The organism is Arthrobacter sp. 754 (assembly GCF_040548695.1).
GTDB lineage: Bacteria > Actinomycetota > Actinomycetes > Actinomycetales > Micrococcaceae > Arthrobacter.
Genome location: NZ_JBEPSC010000002.1, coordinates 570,556 through 590,980, shown reverse-complemented (window position 1 = coordinate 590,980; position 20,425 = coordinate 570,556). Strand labels below are relative to the sequence as shown.

General features: G+C 66.5%; 14 protein-coding genes and 1 tRNA gene. 3 read left to right on the top strand and 12 right to left on the bottom strand.

Annotated elements, in window-relative coordinates; translation table 11 throughout:
• Nucleotides 1-27: 27 nt before the first annotated feature.
• The 11 genes from ABIA70_RS08185 to ABIA70_RS08135 all read right to left on the bottom strand — a co-directional run bounded on the left by ABIA70_RS08185 (nt 28) and on the right by ABIA70_RS08135 (nt 13,430).
• Nucleotides 28-2,766, bottom strand: a complete 2,739-nt coding sequence (locus ABIA70_RS08185) for a LuxR family transcriptional regulator (RefSeq protein ID WP_354147087.1) — start codon at nt 2,764-2,766, stop codon at nt 28-30.
• Nucleotides 2,767-2,882: 116 nt separating this feature from the next.
• Nucleotides 2,883-3,476 (bottom strand): aminoacyl-tRNA hydrolase, encoded by a 594-nt coding sequence (gene pth, locus ABIA70_RS08180; RefSeq protein WP_354147086.1) that lies wholly within the window; start codon nt 3,474-3,476, stop codon nt 2,883-2,885.
• A 93-nt stretch (nt 3,477-3,569) separates the two neighbouring features.
• Entirely contained in the window at nt 3,570-4,175 is a 606-nt protein-coding gene (locus tag ABIA70_RS08175; protein ID WP_354147085.1) for a 50S ribosomal protein L25/general stress protein Ctc, read from the bottom strand.
• Between the two features lie 227 nt (nt 4,176-4,402).
• A complete protein-coding gene (locus ABIA70_RS08170; protein WP_108598012.1) occupies nt 4,403-5,383 on the bottom strand; it encodes a ribose-phosphate diphosphokinase in 981 nt (326 codons plus the stop codon).
• Nucleotides 5,380-6,879 carry a bifunctional UDP-N-acetylglucosamine diphosphorylase/glucosamine-1-phosphate N-acetyltransferase GlmU gene (gene glmU / locus ABIA70_RS08165; protein WP_354147084.1) on the bottom strand — a complete coding sequence of 500 codons (1,500 nt, stop codon included), beginning with the start codon at nt 6,877-6,879 and terminating at the stop codon, nt 5,380-5,382. The genes ABIA70_RS08170 and glmU overlap by 4 nt, the downstream gene beginning before the upstream one ends.
• A 111-nt stretch (nt 6,880-6,990) precedes the next feature.
• Nucleotides 6,991-7,062, bottom strand: a tRNA-Gln gene (locus ABIA70_RS08160).
• 123 nt (nt 7,063-7,185) lie between these two features.
• Nucleotides 7,186-9,012, bottom strand: coding sequence for an ABC-F family ATP-binding cassette domain-containing protein (locus tag ABIA70_RS08155; protein WP_354147083.1), 1,827 nt, complete (start codon nt 9,010-9,012; stop codon nt 7,186-7,188).
• Between the two features lie 35 nt (nt 9,013-9,047).
• The gene (locus ABIA70_RS08150; protein WP_354147082.1) at nt 9,048-10,010 is read right to left on the bottom strand and encodes a 4-(cytidine 5'-diphospho)-2-C-methyl-D-erythritol kinase; all 963 of its coding nucleotides are present in this window, start codon (nt 10,008-10,010) and stop codon (nt 9,048-9,050) included.
• Entirely contained in the window at nt 10,007-10,879 is an 873-nt protein-coding gene (gene rsmA / locus ABIA70_RS08145) for a 16S rRNA (adenine(1518)-N(6)/adenine(1519)-N(6))-dimethyltransferase RsmA (protein WP_354147081.1), read from the bottom strand. Before rsmA ends, ABIA70_RS08150 begins: the two co-directional genes overlap by 4 nt.
• A 198-nt stretch (nt 10,880-11,077) precedes the next feature.
• Nucleotides 11,078-12,268 carry a resuscitation-promoting factor gene (locus ABIA70_RS08140; protein WP_354147080.1) on the bottom strand — a complete coding sequence of 397 codons (1,191 nt, stop codon included), beginning with the start codon at nt 12,266-12,268 and terminating at the stop codon, nt 11,078-11,080.
• Nucleotides 12,269-12,527: 259 nt separating this feature from the next.
• The gene (locus ABIA70_RS08135; RefSeq protein WP_354147079.1) at nt 12,528-13,430 is read right to left on the bottom strand and encodes a TatD family hydrolase; all 903 of its coding nucleotides are present in this window, start codon (nt 13,428-13,430) and stop codon (nt 12,528-12,530) included.
• Between the two features lie 162 nt (nt 13,431-13,592).
• Between ABIA70_RS08135 and ABIA70_RS08130 the strand changes: the two genes are divergently transcribed.
• Genes ABIA70_RS08130 through ABIA70_RS08120 form a run of 3 tightly spaced genes read left to right on the top strand, consistent with a single transcriptional unit; the run spans nt 13,593 to nt 18,627 of the window.
• Nucleotides 13,593-14,705: an AAA family ATPase gene (locus ABIA70_RS08130; RefSeq protein ID WP_354147078.1), complete on the top strand. Its 1,113-nt coding sequence runs from the start codon at nt 13,593-13,595 to the stop codon at nt 14,703-14,705.
• Nucleotides 14,706-14,716: 11 nt separating this feature from the next.
• Entirely contained in the window at nt 14,717-16,117 is a 1,401-nt protein-coding gene (locus ABIA70_RS08125) for a DUF58 domain-containing protein (RefSeq protein WP_354147077.1), read from the top strand.
• Nucleotides 16,114-18,627 (top strand): transglutaminase TgpA family protein, encoded by a 2,514-nt coding sequence (locus tag ABIA70_RS08120; protein WP_354147076.1) that lies wholly within the window; start codon nt 16,114-16,116, stop codon nt 18,625-18,627. Before ABIA70_RS08125 ends, ABIA70_RS08120 begins: the two co-directional genes overlap by 4 nt.
• A gap of 83 nt (nt 18,628-18,710) precedes the next feature.
• Here the strand turns inward: ABIA70_RS08120 and ABIA70_RS08115 are convergent, their stop codons facing one another.
• Entirely contained in the window at nt 18,711-20,210 is a 1,500-nt protein-coding gene (locus tag ABIA70_RS08115; protein WP_354147075.1) for an NAD-dependent succinate-semialdehyde dehydrogenase, read from the bottom strand.
• Between the last annotated feature and the right edge of the window lie 215 nt (nt 20,211-20,425).

Genomic DNA, 20,425 nt, shown 5'->3' with positions numbered 1-20,425 from the left:
GCGGCTCCCGGTTTCGGTATGTGCCCTTTAGACGAGTCCAGTCAGATCACCCCTGGATGTGACTCCCAGCTTAGTGAAGACCTGGTAAAGGTGGCCTTCCACGGTGCGTACGGACACGCCCATCTCCAGCGCGATGTCACGGTTCGAGGAGCCCCGGCCTGCAAGCCGCGCAATCTGGCGTTCCCGGCTGGTCAGGAGCGGGCTGCCGGTGCTCGGCACGATGGGCAGGCTCGCCACGGTTGCCGCCAGGATGTCCAGCCGGGCCTGGGCGGTCCTGGCTGACACGGAATCGCCGGCCTGCCTGGCGAAGTCGACGGCCAGAGCCATGCAGCGGGCCTCGACGGCGTCCAGTTCCAGCGTGGCAGCCAGTTCCCCGCCGGCGAGCAGGGTTTTGGCGTCCCGGGTCCTGCTGCCCACGGCGATCAGCCGCGAGATTTCCGCCAGGGGTCCCTGGCGGTGGCCGGCCACCTCCTCCATGAGGCGGAAGTCGGCGTCTGTACCGTTGACGGTGGCCCCGAGCAGGCTGATGCCGGCCAGGGTGTACCTTCCTGCGGCGATGTCCTCGCGGGCTGACTTCTTCAGGCGGGCGGCGGCGTCGTTGTCCCCCAGCCACCGGGCCGCGACGTCGGCGCAGAAGTGGGCGATGCTCCTGGTGGTATGGTCCGAGACTCCCCCCGCGCGCTGCAGCTTGTCCAGGTACTTGCGGGACAGCCCGGCGTTACCGATCTGGGCATACGCGAGGGCGGTTGCGGCGTAGGCGGCACGGAGCATGCTCTGGACGGGCCTCAGCTCCAGCTGCGCGGTTGCCGACAGCAGCGAATCCAATGCGACGGCCCCACGTCCGGAGTACACGTACGCGATCCCGGCCGACAGCTCTGCGGCCGCGCTCCGGTACGGCAGGGTGTGGATCTCACGAAGCGGCGGCGGATCGAGGAGGTCTATGCACCTGCGCCACTGGCCCGCCGTCAGGAGCACGGCATAGGCCCGCCCGGTGAACTGCTCGCGAAGCCCCACAATCTGGGCGGCGTCCGAAATCTGGCCGCCCAACTGCCGCATCAGGCTCAGCGCGTCCATCTCGCGCCCGGTCATGGACAAGGCGCTCATCAGGATCGTCGCGGCGTTCATCCGGAACCAGGTGTCAGGGTTCTGTTCAGGGTCCGCGGCCGCTTCCAGTGCGGCGATGGCAGGGGCGTAGTCGCCCACGAAGGCCTGGTACTCGAACTCACTGAGGCTGATCCGGTTGGCAGCGGCGGCCAACGGCGCCGGCCAGTCTTTGGCGATGCCGGGTTCCACTCCCAGCCGTTCGCGAGCAGCGCGCAGCAGGCCCGGAACCCGGTCCGTATGTTCCGGCAGCCATACCATCGCTTTTGCCTTCGCAGCGATGACCCGGGCAAATTCTCCCACATCCAGGTTGTCCAACTGCGGCTGCGAGATGTCCTCCAGCGCCGCCATGGCCTGCACCGGGAGGTCCAGCAGGAGGTACGCGGCGGCCTTCTGCCTCTGGCCGGGCACCCACTCCGGGTCATTCCGCTTCAGGATCTCCGCATACCTAAGGGCGAAATGCGGGTCAAAGAGCTCAACGGCAGCCTCAGCGGCCGCCAGCGCCATGGCAGGGCTGAGCTCCGCCTCGCATTCCTGGGTCCAGGCCGAGAACGCCATCAGCTCCTCCACCGTCATGGTGGCCGGGTCAGGGTCCTTGCCATTGAGGAGCAGGCTGCGCAGCTCCCTTCGCCGGGTGATGCTCAGCCAGGAACGGACGACGTCGCCGAGGTACTTTTCCCGCAGCGTCACCCAGCGGTTGTCCGACGCGTCGATCTCCAGCATGCCGGAGTCCTCCATGTCTGCGACGATGCCGGCGCCGTATACCGCGGTCAACCTGGACAGCTCCACGCTCCGGGCGCAGGATAGCATCTCGATGACTTCGCGTTCCTGCTCTGATTTCCGGGTCCACTGGGAGCGCACGATGTCGTCCAGGCTGGCCGCGCCGTCGAGCACCACTTTGTCCCGCAGCGTCCAGACGGAGTCCGAGAGGACCAGGTTCCCGGAGTGCTGCTGCTCGGTGACCAGGGCCTTGAGCAACAGGGGGTTTCCGCCAACCATCGTGTGGAAGGTGCCCACCAGGGAAGCGGACACGCGGTGGCCCAGCAGGGAAAGCAGGACCTGCCGGGTCTGGAGCTCGTTCAGGTTGTCCAGCTTGACCTCGGTGAGGCGGTGGTCGGTGAGGAGCCAGTGGAAGTCAGCCGGAAGGTCGCTGATCTGGGGCGCGACGGCCACGACGCGGGCAGTCCCGGTCAGGAGGATGTTGAGCAGCACTCCGGCGCTCATGTCATCAATGCTGCCGGCTGTGTCCAGGGTGATCACGCACTGGCGTCCGGCGGCGTCGCTCCTGATCAGTGACGTGATGCCCCTCAGGATGGCGGTTGGTGAACCCATGTAGGCCTGGGGAAGGCGGGCGAGCAGGAATGCCAGGCAGCCGTAGGGCGTCTTGGCCGACGTGGGGCCGCTGCGCAGCTGCAGCGTCCAGACATCGGGGCCCAGTTCTGATACTGCTGTCCGTGCCAGGGACGACTTCCCGACCCCCCTGCCTCCGGTGATGACGACGCCCAGGGAGTCCGGGCTGGTCAGGGCAATACGGACGGCTTCAAGGTTTGCGCTGCGAGCGGGCACAGACCATCGTTGTGGCTCAGTTATGCCGGCGGTGTCCGTGCGTGGCCCAACTTCGTTGAGCGATGACCCACGTCCCCAGCTGAGTGGCTCGATTGACATGAACTTATCCCCTACATCCCACTAAAAGCGGGATTAAGCCCCATCGCCCCCCGCTTAGGAAGAAGACTACCCCTTGGTACAGACAGGAAAACAGGGACAAGGACTTTTAAGTTTTTTTACGGGACATCGGTCTTCGCCGGGTGGAACTTCTGCTGGGCCGCGGTGAGCCCCTCCCTGACCAGCATCTCGACGGCGTCGGCGGCCTCATCGAGCAGGAATGGAAGGTCCTTCCGCTCCGCCGTGCCGAAGTCCCGGAGGACGTAATCGGCGGTTTCCATCCGGCCAGGCGGGCGGCCCACGCCAACGCGTACCCTGAGGTAATCCTTCGTGCCGAGTGCCTTGGAGATGTCGCGGAGGCCGTTGTGGCCGCCCTCGCCGCCGCCGGATTTCAGCTTGACGGTATTAAAGGGGATATCGATTTCGTCGTGGACCGCAATAACGTGGTCGGGCCCGATGCCGTAGAAGTCCGCCAGGTTTGCCACAGGTCCGCCCGAAACGTTCATGTAGCTCATGGGCTTGGACAGCACTACGCGGGGGCCGCCTATCCCCAGCCTCCCCTCAAGCACCTGGGCACGGGCCTTGTGGGTCTTGAAGCTTCCACCGATCCGGGCCCCAAGTTCCTCCAGGACCATCTGCCCGACGTTGTGCCTGTTGCCTTTGTACTCGGCCCCCGGGTTTCCGAGGCCAACGATCAGCCAGGTGTCAGTCATTGATCAATCCTAAAGTGGGTTTGACGCCCAAGGGGGCCGGAACATGGCTGTGGCCGGACCCCCACAGGGACCCGGCCACACCCGCGGGAATGCTTACTCGGCTGCTGCTTCCGAAACTGAGGAACCTTCGGTGGTTTCGGCGGATGCTTCTTCCTCGGAAACCTCGGTGGCCTCGGAGATGTGAACCACGAGCGCCTCGGCGTCGGCCAGCAGGACCGATCCCTTGGGCAGCACCAGGTCCGAAGCGTGGATGTGCTCGCCGGCGGTGCGGCCCTCGATGTCAACCTCGATGGCGGTCGGCAGGTGGGTTGCCTCGGCCTCGAGGGAGATGACCGTGAGTTCCTGGTTGTAGACGTTGCCCGGAGCCAGTTCGCCAACAACGTGGACGGGGACGTCCACGGTGACCTTTTCGCCCTTGCGGACGGTCAGCAGGTCGATGTGCTCGATGATCTGCTTGATGGGGTCGCGCTGGATGTCCTTGACCAGGGCAAGGTGCTCTTCGCCGTTGATGTCCAGGGACAGCAGGGCGTTGGCCTTGCGGACTGCAAGGGTGGTGGCCTTGCTGGGGAGGGTGATGTGGATCGGCTCGGCGCCGTGGCCGTAAATGACCGCGGGGATCAGGTGGGCCATGCGCGCGCGGCGGGCAAAGCCCTTGCCGAATTCGGTGCGTACTTCTGCTGCAAGCTTCTGCTCAGCCATGTGTATCTCCTAGGAAACTTAAACGGTGTTCAGCAAGGGCGGAGGTCTGTTACGACCTTCAACGCCGGGCGCCCTGGGGCGGCCCTTCCAGAAGGGAGATTCAGACCCAGTCGATAACGGAGACCTGCAATCCGGTTTCCGACTGTGCGGAATCCGGTGCTCTCCCTCGCCAAGGTATCGTCAAAGAGCCTACCAGCCCCCGGCCCGATTACTGAAAACGGGCGGGGTCAGGCGTTGCCGTCGAACAGGCTGGTGACCGAGCCGTCGTCGAAGACTTCCCGGATGGCACGGGCGATGAGCGGCGCGATGGACAGCACCGTCAGCTGCGGGAACTGCTGGTGGGCAGCGATGGGCAGGGTGTCTGTGACCACCACTTCGCGGGCACCGGAGTCTGACAGGCGCTGGGCTGCCGGGTCCGAGAACACGGCATGCGTCGCAGCGATGATGACGTCCTTCGCACCGGCGTTCTTCAGCACCTGGACTGCCCCGGAGATGGTTCCGCCGGTGTCGATCATGTCATCGATCAGTACGCAGGTCCTGCCCTCAACCTGACCGACAACAGTCTTGGAGACGGCCTGGTTGGGAACGGTGAGGTCGCGGCTCTTGTGCACGAACGCCAGCGGCGCCCCGCCAAGGCGCTCAGCCCACTGCTCAGCGACGCGGACGCGGCCGGTGTCCGGGGAGACGACAGTGATGTCGTCGGCGCCGACGCGGGTCCGGATGTAATCCGCCAGGAGCGGGATCGCCATCAGGTGGTCAACCGGGCCGTCGAAGAAGCCCTGGATCTGCGAGGTGTGCAGGTCAACGCTCATGATGCGGTCGGCGCCGGCGGTCTTGTAGAGGTCAGCTACCAGCCGGGCGGAGATGGGCTCGCGTCCGCGGCCTTTTTTGTCCTGCCGGGCGTACGGGTAGAACGGGGAAACCACGGTGATCCGCTTGGCGGACGCGCGCTTCAGCGAATCGATCATGATCAGCTGTTCCATGAGGTGGTTGTTCAGCGGGGCCGGGTGGGCCTGGATCACGAAGGCATCCGTGCCGCGCACGCTTTCGCCGGCGCGGACGTAGATCTCCCCGTTGGCGAAGTCGTAGGCATCAACGGGCAGCAGCTCGGTTCCCAGCTCCTTGGCGATTTCCCGTGCCAGCTCGGGGTGTGCCCGCCCAGCGGCAAGCACCAGCTTCTTCTCGCCGCGTGCCGTAATTTCGCTCATGATTGCGTGCCCTCTTCTGTCGGTGCCGGGGTAGGTGAAGATGCTTCGGTGGCTCCCGTGCTGTCAGCGGCGGAGGCGAGTTCGGCCGAACGCGTGCCGGGGCGGTGGGCGATGACCCAGCCCTCGGAGTTGCGCTGGGCGGCCACGGACACTGCGAGTGCCCCGGCCGGAACGTCTTTGCGGATCACCGCGCCGGCGCCGCTGTAGGCGCCGTCCCCCACGGTGACCGGCGCGACGAACACTGTGTTCGAACCTGTGCGGACGCCCGAGCCGATCACCGTGCGGTGCTTCTTCTCGCCGTCGTAATTGGCCGTGATGTTGCCGCAGCCGATGTTGGTGTCCTCGCCGATTTCGGCGTCGCCTGCGTAGCCGAGGTGGGACAGTTTGGAGCCGCGGCCAATGGTGACGTTCTTGGTTTCGTAGAACGCGCCGATTTTTCCGGTGTCGCCCAGGACGGTGCCGGGCCGCAGGTAGGTGAAGGGCCCGACGGCGGCGCCGGCGCCGATCACTGCACCGGAACCGTGCGTGCGGGTCACCGTGGCGCCCTCGCCGATGCGGACATCGGTCAGGGTGGTGTCCGGGCCGACGACGGCGTCCCTCGCCACCGCGGTGGACCCGTGCAGCTGGGTGTTGGGCAGGATCCGGACGTCCTCGTCCAGGGTGACCGTGGAGTCAATCCATGTGGTGGCGGGGTCAACAACGGTGACGCCGGAGCGCATCCAGGCCTCAACGGTGCGGCGGTTCAGTTCGGCGCCGAGGGCGGCCAGCTGCACGCGGTCATTGGCGCCCTCCACCTGCCAGCGGTCTTCGGTGACGACGGCGGCCACCCGCCCGCCTGCCTGCCGCGCGAGGCCAAGGACGTCGGTGAGGTACTTCTCGCCCTGGGAGTTGTCGGTAGTGACGTGCAGCAGGGCATCGCGGAGGACTGCGGCGTCGAAGGCGTAGATGCCGGAGTTGACCTCGCGGATCAGGCGTTCGGTTTCGGTGGCGTCCTTGTGCTCGCGGATGCCGGTGACGGATTCGTCGTCGTGGCGGAGGATCCGTCCGTAGCCCGTGGCGTCCTCCAACAGGGCAGTGAGCACGGTAACGGCGTTGCCTTCACGTTCGTGTGTGGCCACAAGCTCGGCGAGGAGTCCGCCCGTGAGCAGGGGAACATCGCCGTAGGTCACCACTACGGTACCGGTGAGCTTTTCCCCGGCATCCAGGGCATTCAGGGCCACCTCGACTGCGCGGCCGGTGCCGGGAATCTCGTCCTGGTCAACGATCAGGGCTTCGGGGTCCAGTTCGTTCAGGTGGCGGGCAACGAGGTCACGTTCGTGGCGGACCACCACCGCGAGGCGTCCGGGGTTGATGCTGCGGGCCGCCAGCAGGGCGTGGGCCACCATGGACCGGCCGCCGATCCCGTGCAGGATCTTCGGCGTACGGGATTTCATCCGGGTACCGGCGCCTGCTGCCAGAACAATGACGGCGGCTGGACCGGTAGTCTCGGGGATCACGTACGGGCTCTCCTTGCATTGGTTACACGTTGGGCCGGGCGCGGTGCCGAACCGGCCAAATCACTGGCGGGGCACCGTGTTCATCCTACTGGACGCTCTGTCGCACAGCAGTTCCGCCCATAGGATTCGAACCTATACTCCACGGCTCCAAAGGCCGGGGTGCTGCCATTACACCAGGGCGGACCGTGCCAGAGGCACAAGGCCAAGGCACAAGTATTTATTTTGCCATGGGTTCAGGGGTGCCAGTGACACAGGCCGCCGTGACGGTTCGTGCCACCCGGTGCTGCTCGCCAGCCGGTGCTGCTTTTACTCGCCGAGGACTTCCAGGGCTCCCAGCCATTCAAGTTCGAGGGCTTCGCGTTCACCGGCGAGGTCCTTGAGTTTTTTGTTCTGGTCGGCCAGGGCGTCGAAGTCGTTCTCGTTGGTGCTTTTGACCATTTGGTCGTGGAGCTTCTTTTCCTGCTGTTCGAGCTTGCCCAGCTGGCGTTCGATCCGGTTCTTCGCTTTGCGGGCGTCCCGTTTTTCCCCTTCGGAGGCTCCGGATGAGGCGGGGGCGGCGCTTCCGCTGGCACCGGTGACGGGGTTCCCGCCGCCGGTGATGGTGGAACCTGCCAGGGCGGATTCCCGGAGTTCCAGGTACTGGTCGACGCCGCGCGGCAGGGCGCGGATCTTCCCGTCGCCCAGGAGTGCCATCTGGTGGTCCGTGACACGCTCCAGGAGGTAGCGGTCGTGGCTCACCACAACCAGGGTGCCGGGCCAGCCGTCAAGGACGTCTTCGACGGCGGCCAGCGTGTCGGTGTCGAGGTCGTTGGTGGGTTCATCGAGCATCAGGACGTTGGGCTCCCCCACCAGCAGGCGCAGCAGCTGGAGGCGGCGGCGCTCACCGCCGGAGAGGTCCCGGACCGGGGTCCACTGCTTCTCGTTGGTGAAGCCGAGCTGCTCGACGAGCTGGCCGGCAGTGAATTCCTTGCCGCCAACGTTGAAGGAACGCTTCTCACGCTCGATCACTTCGATCACACGCAGGTCCGAGACGTCGTCGAGCTCCTTGACCTCCTGGCTCAGAACGGCCGTGACCACGGTCTTGCCGCGCTTGACCTTCCCCGAGGTTGGCTCGATCTCGCCGTTGAGGAGCTTGAGCAGGGTGGTCTTGCCCGCGCCGTTCACGCCCACCAGGCCCAGCCGCTCCCCCGGTGCCAGCCGCAGGGTGATGTTGTCGAAGAGTTTCTGCCCTTCCTCGCCGCCCAGGTAATCCAGCGAGACGTTTTCCAGGTCCAGCACATCCTTGCCCAGGCGGGCAGTGGCCATCTTGCTCAGCGCCGTCGAGTCGCGCGGTTCCGGGACATCGGCGATGAGGGCGTTGGCTGCTTCAATGCGGAACTTGGGCTTGGCCGTGCGCGCCGGTGCGCCGCGGCGGAGCCAGGCCAGTTCCTTCTTCACCAGCTGCTGGCGCTTGCTTTCCACAACGGAGGCCGAGCGGTCACGTTCGGCGCGGGCCAGGACGTAGGCCGCGTAGCCGCCGTCGAACGGGTCCATGATGCCGTCGTGGATTTCCCAGGTCTTGGTGCAGACCTCGTCCAGGAACCAGCGGTCGTGGGTGACCACCAGGAAAGCGCCCTGGTTGGCGCGCCAGCGGGTCTTCAGGTGGCGGGACAGCCAGGCAACCCCTTCGACGTCGAGGTGGTTGGTGGGTTCGTCCAGCATGATGACGTCGTGGTCTTCGATCAGGAGTTTGGCCAGGGCCACCCGCCGCTTCTGCCCGCCCGAGAGGGCATGGACGTTCGCATGCCAGTCGACGTCGGACACCAGTCCGCCCATCACTTCGCGGATCTGCGGGTTGCGGGCCCATTCGTAGTCGGCCTGGTCCCCGACGATTGCGGCACCCACGGTGAGGTCGCCGTCGAGCACGTCGCTCTGGTCCAGGTACCCGATGTTCACGTCACCGCGCTTGGTGACGCGGCCGGAATCCGGGGTGGACCGCAGTGCCAGCAGCCGCATCAGCGTGGATTTACCGTCGCCGTTCCGGCCCACCATGCCAATCCGGTCACCCTCTTCGAGTCCGAGGGTGATGCCGTCCAGGACGGTGCGCGTCGCGTACGAAACCGTGAGGTTCTCGCCGCCAAGAAGGTGTGCCAAAGGGAACTGCTTTCTGCTGCTGTAAAGGTGGGGAGCTAGAGGAGGGTATCGGAGATGATGCGGGCGCCCGGCACGGGACCATGAACAGCGATTGCCGTCAGCCCGTGATGCCGCAGGTCCTCGGCGAGGCTTGCTGCGGCAGTGGGGTTATGAGTCAACAGCGCCACGGTAGGCCCGGAACCGGAGACGATACCCGCGATGGCTCCTTGGGACTCTCCTATGCCCAGCGTATCGCGGAGGGCGGGAGCAAGTTCAATGGAAGCCCGCTGGAGATCGTTCACCAGGACCCGGCTCAGGGCGTCGGCATCCCCGCTCCGCAGGGCCTCGAGGATTTTGGGGTCCACGGCGGTGGGCTCCTCGGCGTCCACGCCCTCGGCCGTCCGCAGCCGGTCCAGCGTGCGGTAGACCTCGGGGGTGGGAAGCCCATAATCGGCAGCCACCAGGACCCAGTCCGTCTGCGCCTTGACCAGTGCAGGCGAGAGTTCGTCGCCAAGGCCCAGGCCGACGGCGGTTCCGCCCAGCAGCGAAAACGGCACGTCCGCGCCCAGCTCGGCGGCCAGGTGGGCGAGTTCGTCCCGTGACAGCCCGCTGTTCCACAGTGCGTCGCAGGCCAGCAGGGTTGCTGCCGCGTCCGCTGATCCGCCGCCCATGCCGCCGGCCACCGGAACCCGCTTGGTGATCTCCAGATGGACGCCGGTGGCGTGCTCGGAGACGTCCGCCATGATGGCCGCAGCCTTGTAGGCCAGGTTGTTCTCATCGAGGGGGATGTCCACCCCGTCAAGGTCCAGGGTGCTGTCCGGGCTGATGCTCACAGTGATGCCCGGCGTCCCGGTGCTCGTGGCGGCCACTTCCTCATAGAGCGAGACCGCCAGGTAGACGCTGGCCACGGAGTGGTAGCCGTCCGGCCGCAGCGGCCCGACGTCCAGGGAAACGTTGACTTTCCCGGGCGCCTTGACGCGGACCGTCCTGGCCGGAAAACGCCCCGCCAGCGCGTTCATGCGGTGGCCTCACGGGCTTCGGCGATCCGGGCGAACGCCGTGACGTCTATGACTTCCCCCCGGGCCGTGGGATCGACACCGGCTGCGACCAGGCAGCGTTCGGCTTCGGCGGCTCCCCCGGCCCAGCCGGCCAGGGCGGCGCGGAGGGTCTTGCGGCGTTGGGCAAAGGCGGCGTCGATCACGGCGAACACCTGTTCCCGCGTGGCTGTTGTCACCGGTGGTTCCCGCCGGGTGAAGGCCACCAGGCCGGAGTGGATCTTCGGCGCAGGCCAGAAAACATTCATGCCGATCACTCCTGCCTTGCGCATGCTGGAGTACCAGGCGGCCTTAACGGACGGCACTCCATAGGTTTTCGATCCGGGTCCGGCGGCCAGCCTGTCGGCCACCTCGTCCTGGACCATCACCAGCCCATGCTGAAGGCTCGGGAAATGCTGGAGGAGGTGAAGCACCACCGGGACGGCGACGTTATAGGGAAGGTTGGCCACAATGGCAGTGGGCTCAACCGGGAGGGAGGTCACCTTCATGGCGTCGGCCTGGACAAGGTGGAACGCGTCCACGGCCTCCGGCCGCCACGTTTTGACGGTTTCGGGCAGCTTAGCCGCCAGGACAGGATCGATTTCGACGGCGACCACCGCCTTTGCGGCATCCAGGAGGCCCAGGGTGAGGGAACCAAGGCCCGGCCCGACTTCCAGCACGGTCTCGTCCGGCCCGATGTTGGCCACCGAGACGATCCGGCGGATGGTGTTGCCGTCAATAACGAAGTTCTGGCCGAGTGTCTTGGTGGGCCGGATTCCGATTTCCTCCGCTAGCCGGCGTATGTCGGAGGCACCGAAGAGGGGTGCGGGCGCGGCAGGGATCGGTTCAGTCACCTAGGTATCCTATCCCGGCCCGTATTGGAGCCGTGGCCTCTCCTGACCACTGTTGACGGCCGGTCTTAACCGGCCAAAGCCGGTCCCGGAAACCCGGGACCGGCTTTGGCTCAATGCCTGTGCTGGCTTCGTGTCTGGCGGTTGTGGTCAGCTGCCGCCTGGCGCAGTTGGGCGGATGGCACCCGCTCCTGGGGCTGCCTAGCTCGTGGCGGCCCAGCCACAGCCCCACGGCTGGAGTCCACGCTGGGCGTAGACGCGGTTGGCGATGTCGATCTGCTGTGCCTTGGTGGCGAGGCTGGCGTTGGGCGCATAAGCTCCGCCGCCGGCGCCGATCCACGTCCGGATATCGAACTGAAGGCCGCCGTAGTAGCCGTTGCCGGAGTTGATGGACCAGTTGCCGGTGGATTCGCACTGGGCGATCTTGTCCCACATGGCCTCGTTCATCATGGCCGGGGCTGCGGCACCGGTGTTCGCGCCGGCGGCCGGGGCGGCCTGGGCTGCAACCGGCTTGGGCTTGGTGCCGACTGTGATCTTCTCGGTGACGGGCTGCACAGAAACGGTTTCGGAGACCAGCGTGCGGGACGCTTCACGGCCGTCCACCATGACCAGTTTGAAGGTCTTGCTGACCTTTCCGGCAGCTCCGGCCTGGGTGACCTCTTTCTCACCCTTCAGGAGCTCGGCGCTCTCGGTGGTCATGCTGTCGAAGGCGATGTCTTCTGTGGTGGCGGCGGTCTGGCTGGTGTCCACGCGGGAGACCTTGACAACCATGTTGTTCACAACGAGGGCGTTGCCCGGCTGGGAGGTGCGGTCGTCGACGCCAAGGGTGATGCCGGCGTCTTCAAGCACCTGGGCGACCGTTCCCGCCGTCGTGGTCGCGGCTGCCACCTTGCCGTCGGCAACAATGCTGACGGTCTTGGGGGTGGAGATGGAAACAAATGATCCGGCCACGGCGAGCTGCGCGTCCTTCGGGACGGAAACGGACGACGCGCTGGCGACTCCGAGTTCGGTGACGAGGCCGGCAACGTCCGGTGCGGTGGTGCTGACGGTCTTTTCGGAACCGTCCAGGCTGACCTTCACGGCCTTGGCCATGTTGACGTTGATAACCGTGCCGTTCTCCACTTTGACGTCCGCCGAGGGCGAGACGCGGTCGGCCGGCTTCAGTTCGACGTTGGCGCCCTTGACCACCTGGCCGACGGTGCCGCCGAAGGACTGGACCGAAGTCACTTTGCCGTCGACGTTGAGGGTAACGGTTTTGTTATTTCCGACGAAGGCTACGAGGCCCAGTACCAGGGCGCAAAGCACCACGAGTTGGGTGCCAACTTTGACAAAGCTGAACTTGCCGTCCGTTGTGAAGATCTTGACCACGATTGCCCGTATCTTTAGGACCATCCGGGCACGGGGAAAAACGCAGTAAAATAGCCGGTGCATGGCCCTAGAGGACAGCTCCGGCCACCATTGCGCCGCCACACTTCGCGCGGCAGGCAGGCGGCATCAAAGCCGCGCCGGGTCCTGCTGCGAGTGAAGTGAAATTATCCGAAGGCCTTCCCCGACCCCGGCTAATAGTTCTCCACTGTAACCGTAGCGTTATAAAGCGGCCAACAATTTTACATACGAAGTATGTGCTCGGAGTCTTCCGGCCCTGCCGGGCTCAGGCCCAGGAACCGTATGCCCGCACGGTATTTTCGCCTATCCGGGTGCAGAGTTCGGCAAGGTCCGTCCCTGTCAATTCGGCCATCGCCCGGACTGTGTACGGCACCATGTAGCTGGCGTTGGGGCGGCCGCGGTGCGGGTGCGGAGTCAGGAAGGGTGCATCAGTTTCGACCAGTACGAGGTCAGGATCCGCCACGGCGAGCGCAGCCCGGAGGTTTTTAGCGTTCTTGAAGGTCAGGGTGCCGGCAAACGACATGTTCCAGCCCGCCGTATTGCAGATCCTGGCCAGTTCCTCATCACCGGAAAAGCAGTGGAACACCACCCGCTCCGGCGCCCCCTCTTCGCGCAGGACCTGGACGACGTCGTCGTGCGCGTCCCGGTCGTGGATCTGGAGGGTCAGGTTGAGCCGCTTGGCGATGTCGATGTGCCGCCGGAACGAATACCGCTGATGTGCCAGGCCCTCCCCCTCGGTGCGGAAGAAATCAAGTCCGGTTTCACCGATGGCCCGGATGCGCGGGTGGGCGGCCAGCTGCTCAATTTCCGCCAGCGCCGCCTCCAGCTCGCCCCGGCGCGCGTAGTCCGGGGCGTCATTGGGATGAAGAGCCACCGCACCCAGCAGCCTGCTGTCCAGTTCGACGGCCTGGACCGTGAACCGGGAGGACTCGAGGTCGCACCCCACCTGGACGGCCCCCTGCACCCCGACGGCCTCGGCGGCATCCATTGCCGCGGCGATGGCTACTGGCCTGTCTCCATTGGGGAAATCGAGGTGCGTGTGGTTGTCCATCACAGGCACCGGCAGGGGCTCCGGCGCCGGCGGAAAGCCCTGCCGCGCCTGGCCGGTCCCTGCATCGGCGTCGGACCCTGCTGCACGGTAGGCGGCGGGAATCAGCGAATTGCACATCCCTCCACCCTAGCGGCGGGAGGTCCGGCCGGAATTACCGGAACTCTCTGTCAGCAAAGGCAGTTGTGTTAGTAGGCTGGTACGAACAGATCCGAACACACCGAGGTCGAAGGCAGGCCTGCTGTCCCGTCCCAGGTGATCCCCGGGCTGAAAGGAGCGAAGATGGACCCCCATCGCCGCACCGCCGTCAACGAGATAGCCCCTGCCGGCCGGAATTTCACTGCGGTCAGTGAGCCGGTGAGCCAGCTGAACGGCCACAAGGGTGCGGCCATGGATGCGGAGGCATTCCACGCCGCCAGCCGACGGATCCTGGAATCGATCAACACTGTCATCGACGGTAAGTCCGACGCTGCGAGGCTTGCCCTGACGGTGCTGCTGGCCCAGGGCCATCTCCTGCTGGAGGACGTGCCCGGCGTGGGTAAAACACTGCTGGCAAAGACCCTTGCCCGGACCATCGACTGTACCGTCAGCCGGATCCAGTTCACCCCCGACCTCCTGCCCTCGGATGTGACCGGCGTTTCCATCTACAACCAGTCGTCCCGGCTCTTCGAATTCCGCCCCGGGGCAGTGTTTGCCAACATCGTCATTGGCGATGAGATAAACCGCGCCTCGGCCAAGACACAGTCTGCCCTGCTGGAGTGCATGGAGGAACATCAGGTCACCGTGGACGGTGACTCCTACAAACTCGACGAGCCGTTCATGGTCGTTGCCACGCAGAACCCGATCGAGATGGAAGGCACCTATCCCCTTCCCGAAGCCCAGCGGGACCGCTTTATGGCGCGGATCTCGATGGGCTATCCGGACAAGGAAGCCGAGATGGAAATGCTGGAGACCCACCAGGCCACGTCGCCGCTGGACAAGGTCTCCGCCGTCGTCACCGCAGCCGACGTCGCCGCCATGATTGCCACCGTCCAGCAGGTATATGTCTCGCAGGCAGTCAAGGAATACACCGTCTCGGTGGGCCGTGCCACCCGTGAAAGCCCGCTGCTGCGGCTCGGAGCCAGCCCGCGCTCCATGCTTCAGCTGCTGCGCGCGGCGAAGGCCACCGCGGCCCTGGATGGCCGTGATTTCGTCCTGCCCGACGACGTCATCAGCGTTGCGGACTCCGTGCTCGCCCACCGGATCATCCTTGACCGGAAGGCAGCAGGCGCAGGTGAGACTGCCCACAGCATCATCAGGGGTGTCCTGTCCAGGCTGCCGGTGAGCCACGAAACCGCGAACAGTCCGGTCCGGTCCGCGGGCTCACCCGTTGTCGCGTCCCGCCGAACCCATTAGCAGGCATCCCCATGGCGCTGCACCACCGACTGCCGCGGCACCTCTTCAGCCAGCGTGGCTGGGGGCTCCTGGCTGCAGGGGCAGTCTCGCTTCTGGGCGCTCAGATCATGGGCCGTCGGGACCTCCTGACGCTCGCCGTCCTGCTGATCATCCTCCCGCTGGTATCGCTTGCCGGAATCCGGCTCGTGAAGCCAAGGTTCCACGTCTACCGCGAGTTCAATCCCTCGCCGGTGGAGACGTCCGCCGCCAGCACGGTGCGGCTGGCAGTGAAGCGCACCGGTTACGGGAGCGGCCACGCGATCATGGAGGAACGGCTTCCGGCGCGGTTTGGCGAGTCGCCGGCCTTCCGGTTCCCTGCCCGCTCCGCCTCGGGCGGGGTCAGCCGCTACGAATACCACCTGCGCTCCGGCGTCCGCGGGCAGTACCTGATCGGCCCGGTGACGGCTGAATTCACGGACCCCTTCGGCTTGTCGCTGCACCGGCAGGCCATCGGCGACGGCGACACCCTCACGGTGACACCGGCCGCCGTCGACCTTCCCGTGACCGGACTTGCGGGCGCCCGCGGCAACGATGGCATTACAGCTACGCGAACCCGCGCCAACCCCAGTGACGACGACGTCATGACCCGCGAATACCGGCACGGCGATCCCATGCGCAGGGTCCATTGGCCTGCCACCGCCCGCCATGGCGTCCTCATGGTGCGCCAGGAGGAGTCCGTGACGACCCCCGAAGCCACCGTCATCCTGGACCAGCGCTTCACGGCGTTCCCGGGCGGAACGGGACCGGGCCACGGCGGCAATCCCTCCATTGACGGCCACGAACTGGCCAGCAGTGCCACGTTTGAGTGGGCCGTCGTGGCCGCGATCTCCATCTGCACGCACCTTTCGGACCGGAACTACGCCTTGCGCCTCCTTGATCCCCGGGGCGAGCCGGCTTTCCTCCGCTCCCCCTCCGCGCCGGAACCGGAGGCCGAGGAGTTCAAGGGTGCTTCAGGACTCCAGGCCGTCGCCGAAAGCCTTGCCGCCATCCACCTCACCGGACCGCACCACGCCGCCCGGGAACATGGACAGGACTCGGGTCCGGCCGTGTTCGAGGACCACCTGATGGATAAGCTGTCCGCCCACCGGATGCGCGGGCCCATTATTGCGCTGCTCGGCAGGGTGACCCCGGCAGAAGCCAGGGCCCTGGCTCCGGCTGCGGGTTATGGGGCGAATGCCTTCGCCGTCATCGTGACCGACAGGCCGGCCGATGCCGAGGACACCCTTGAAACCCTCCGCAGGGGTGGCTGGCGGGCCGTGGCAGTTCGGACGTCGGTCCCGGTCCCTGTTGCCTGGGGCCAGTTTGACCAGGGCGGAGGCGGGCAGGCGACCGCTGCGGCCGATGTCCGGCGCGGAGCTGAGGTGGGGCGATGACCCTGGCACCCGAACGTAACGCGCCCCGCGAACAGCCGCGGGAGACCAGGGGCACAGCCGCCCGGGGGCAGCCTCCGGTGCGTACACGCGTGGGGGCCTACCCCTGGGCCATGGCCGGGGCGGTTGCCATGTCCGTGGCCGGGGCGGCGATTTCCCTGAACGGCGTGCTCAGGGGCTGGGCGTGGTACCTGCCCGTTCTGACCACGGTGGTGGTGGTCTGCCTGTCCATCGCAGTACTCCGCGCCGTGCGCGCCCACCCCCTTCTTGTGAGTGCAGGCGCCTTCGCATCCCTGATCGCGATCATCACGCTCACCTTTTTCCGTCGCACCGGCATTGCCGGCATGATCCCGTCCTCGGCCACCATGGCTGAACTGGACAAGTTCATACGCCGCGCCAGCGAGACGGTGCTTTCCGAAAGCGCCCCGGTGGCTCCGAATGCCGGGATAGTCATGGTCATCTGTGCTGTTTTAGGCTTGGCTGTCATCCTCATCGATGCGCTCGCCGTGCCTCTGGGCATGCCCGCCACAACGGGGGTGGGCCTGCTGGCAATTCTGGTGGTCCCCGCCATGGTGAAACCGCAGAGCGTTGGTTTCTGGGGGTTTTGCGCAACAGTGGCCGGCTACCTGCTGATCCTGGCATGCAGCCAGTGGTTCGCCCCTGATTCCCGCACGTCGGCTGACAGGGCCAGGAATCCGGGGCAGTTCCGGCGGGCCGTGCTGACCGGAACCGTGGCGCTGGTGGCAACCCTGACGGTGCCGATGGCCATCCCGGGTTTCGATCAGGGGACTTTCCCGCAGGGGTCCAGGCTGAACCCCTGGGGTACCGGAACCGGCCTGAACCCGATGATCACTTTGGGCAGCAGCCTGCGGACACCGGCCGGCAGCGGGCGGATCACTTATGCCACTAACGCAGCCACGCCGTTGTATCTGCGATCGGTCACAGTCGATAACTTCGACGGCGACTCCTGGGGCCCCGATGACCGTGAGGGCGAGCGGCGGCCCCTGACGGGGCTGATCGAGCCCGGTTACGAGATCCTCGCCAACGAGCAGATCCGCCAGGTGACGGCGGTGGAGACCGGGACGTTCACCAGTCCTTACCTTCCGTTGCCCTACGCTCCGGAGGCAATCCGCGGGCTCAGCGGCGCCTGGACGTGGGACCCGGCCACCCTGTCCGTCAAGGGATCCAACACGAACTCACGCAACCAGCTGTACATTGTGTCCTCCACCGAACCCAAACTTACGGCCGAAGCGCTTGAGCAGTCGTCGGCGGCGGTCCGCGGCATCTCCGCTGACTTCACCCGGATTCCCGGCAACGTTCCGGACATAGTCCGCAGCACCGCTGATCAGGTGACACGTTCAAGCGGCACCGCCTATGCCAAGGCCATGGCGATCCAGAAGTTCCTGCGCTCAGGAGAGTTCACGTACTCGCTCCAGTCACCGGTCCAGGGTGGCTATGACGGCAACGGGCTCTCTGTCCTGGCGGACTTCCTCACCCAGAAGAGCGGATACTGCATCCATTTCTCGTCCGCCATGGCCGTGATGGCCAGGCTGGAAGGAATACCGAGCCGCATCGCGGTTGGCTATGCCCCGGGCAGGCCCACCGGCGCCACTGTGGGCGTCCTGGGCCAGGGAGCGCTGCCCGAGTTCGAAGTGGACTCCCGGGACGCCCACGCATGGCCCGAACTCTACTTCCAGGGCCTGGGCTGGGTGCCTTTCGAGCCCACCCCGTCGCGCGGCGTGGTGCCCGATTACGCCACCGAGGCCTCCAGTCCCGGCTCCCCTAACCTCATTGAAAACAACGAGGATCTTCTTCGGGATGCAACGGCTGCTCCGGCCGTACCCACGCCGACGACCGCCCCACTCCCCGGCGCCGGCGGCGGTGCGGAGGACCTCGGACAGCGGATCCTGCCGTGGCTGTTGACGGCGGCGGGCGGCCTCGGACTGGTCCTGCTTCTGGCATCGCCGCGGCTGATCCGGCTGGGGCGGCGCGCCCGCCGGCTGCGGAACCAGGAGCAGTCCCCAAAGGATGCTGTTGCGCTGGCCTGGGCCGAGCTCCGCGATCTCGGAACCGATTACGGGCTGCCACCGGGGCCCAGTGAGACGCCGCGGACCTATTCCGCCCGGCTCCGCGGTTCGGCCCTGCTCGGTGAGGCGGGCGGCCTGGACGAGGCCGCACACCAGGCAGTCCTTTCCCTGACAGCCGACTTCGAACGCCGGCACTACGGGCGGCCGGTGCAGGACACTGCCGGCCCCGGGGCACCTGCGACGGCCGCCTCGCGCATCGCCGCACTCCACCAGTCGCTGCGGGACAACGCCTCCTTGCCGCGGCGGCTCAGGGCCGACTGGCTCCCGGCTTCCGTGCTGGGAAGGTTAGGCCGGCTGCTGGCCTCGCCGTTCAAGGCGATCGGCAGGCTGACCCTCCGGGCGGCAAAACCCGCCGCGCGCTCGTGGGCAAGGGCGCGCGACGGCCTGTTCCGGACCCGGGGCAGCCAATCCCCCGGCAGCCAATAAGGAACGGGGTCAGCGGGCGCGCTTCAGCCGGCCTGCTCTAGCCTGCGTGCTTCGGCCGGCCTGCTTGCTTCAACCGGCCTGCTTCAGCCTGCGTAGGGGTCTGCGATGCCGATGTACTGGGTGTAGAGGTATTCCTCGATGCCTTCGGTGCCGCCTTCGCGCCCCAGGCCTGACTGCTTTACGCCGCCGAAGGGTGCGGCCGCGTTGGAGATGACACCGGCGTTCAGGCCAAGCATTCCCGTTTCGAGCCGTTCGCCCATCCGGATGCCGCGGTTCAGGTCCTTGGTGAAGACGTAGGCCACCAGCCCATACTCGGTGTTGTTGGCCAGACGGACGGCTTCGGCCTCGGTGCCGAAGGTGATGATCGGGGCCACCGGACCGAAGATTTCCTCGGACAGGATCCGGGTTCCCTCGGTGACGCCGGTGAGGATGGTGGGCTGGTAGAAGTAACCCGGCCCTGCTGCCGGGGCGCCGCCCAGGACCGCCCTGGCACCTGAGGCCACGGCGTTGGAGACCAGTTCATGGACCTTGTCCCGGCTCTTGGCATCGATCAGCGGGCCAACCTTCGACTCCGGCTCCGTACCCCGGGCCGTGGTCATTTCCCCCATCTTCGCGGCGAACTTCTCTGCAAACTCCTCAGCCACCGCTTCATGCACAATGAACCGGTTCGCCGCAGTGCAGGCCTCGCCCATGTTCCGCAGCTTCGCCAGCATCGCCCCGGCGACGGCGGCATCGATGTCAGCGTCCTCGAACACCACGAACGGGGCGTTCCCGCCCAGCTCCATGGACGTCCGCAGCACCGTCTCGGACGCGTCCGAGAGCAGGCGCCGGCCCACCTCGGTGGAACCGGTGAAGGAAAGCTTCCGGAGCCGGGAGTCCTTGATCAGCGGCCCGGTGGTGGCACCGGCCGTCGACGTGGGGATCACGTTCAGGACACCGGCCGGCAGGCCGGCTTCCATCATCACCGCGGCGAACAGCTGGGAGGTCAGCGGAGTCAGGTTGGCGGACTTCAGGACCATGGTGCAGCCGGCGGCAACGGCCGGGGCGATCTTGCGGGTGGCCATGGCCAGCGGGAAGTTCCACGGCGTGATCAGCAGGCACGGGCCCACCGGCTTCTTTGTCACCAGCAGGCGGGACTTCCCGTCCGGGGACACGGAGTAGCGGCCGAACGCCCGGACGGCTTCCTCGGAGAACCACCGAAGGAACTCCGCGCCGTACGTCACCTCACCGCGGGCTTCGGCCAGCGGCTTGCCCATTTCCAGGGTCATCAGCAGCGCGAAGTCCTCGGCCCGCTCCGTCACCAGGTCAAAGGCGCGGCGCAGGATCTCCCCGCGCTCCCGCGGCGGGACCTTCGCCCACGACTCCTGCGCGGTGACTGCCGCGTCCAGGGCGGCCTTGCCGTCCTCGGGGCCGGCGTCGGCGATGCTGAGCAGCACCTTGCCCGTGGCGGGGTCCTCGACATCGAACGTTTTCCCCGACGCCGCAGGCCGCCACTGGCCGTTGATCAGCAGGCCGGTGGGGACTGTGGCGAGCAGTTCGCTCTCGCGCTGGGCGGTAACAGCTGGCTGTGCAGTGAGCGTCACGGTGACTCCCTTGTCAGTTGGGTTTGCTTCCGGCCAGGCCTGCCGCTTTGGCTGGCGATGCTGGCTTCGGGCTGGTGACCGGCCGGTTTGGCTGAATTACTGTCAGACTACTGCTGCGACGGCGGGAGGGTCTACGCCAGGAAGCACTGCAGGGAGCGGGCAGCGTTGTGCGAGTGCACAGATGCCGGTTTGGCCCGGCGAGCCCGCGGCCAGCG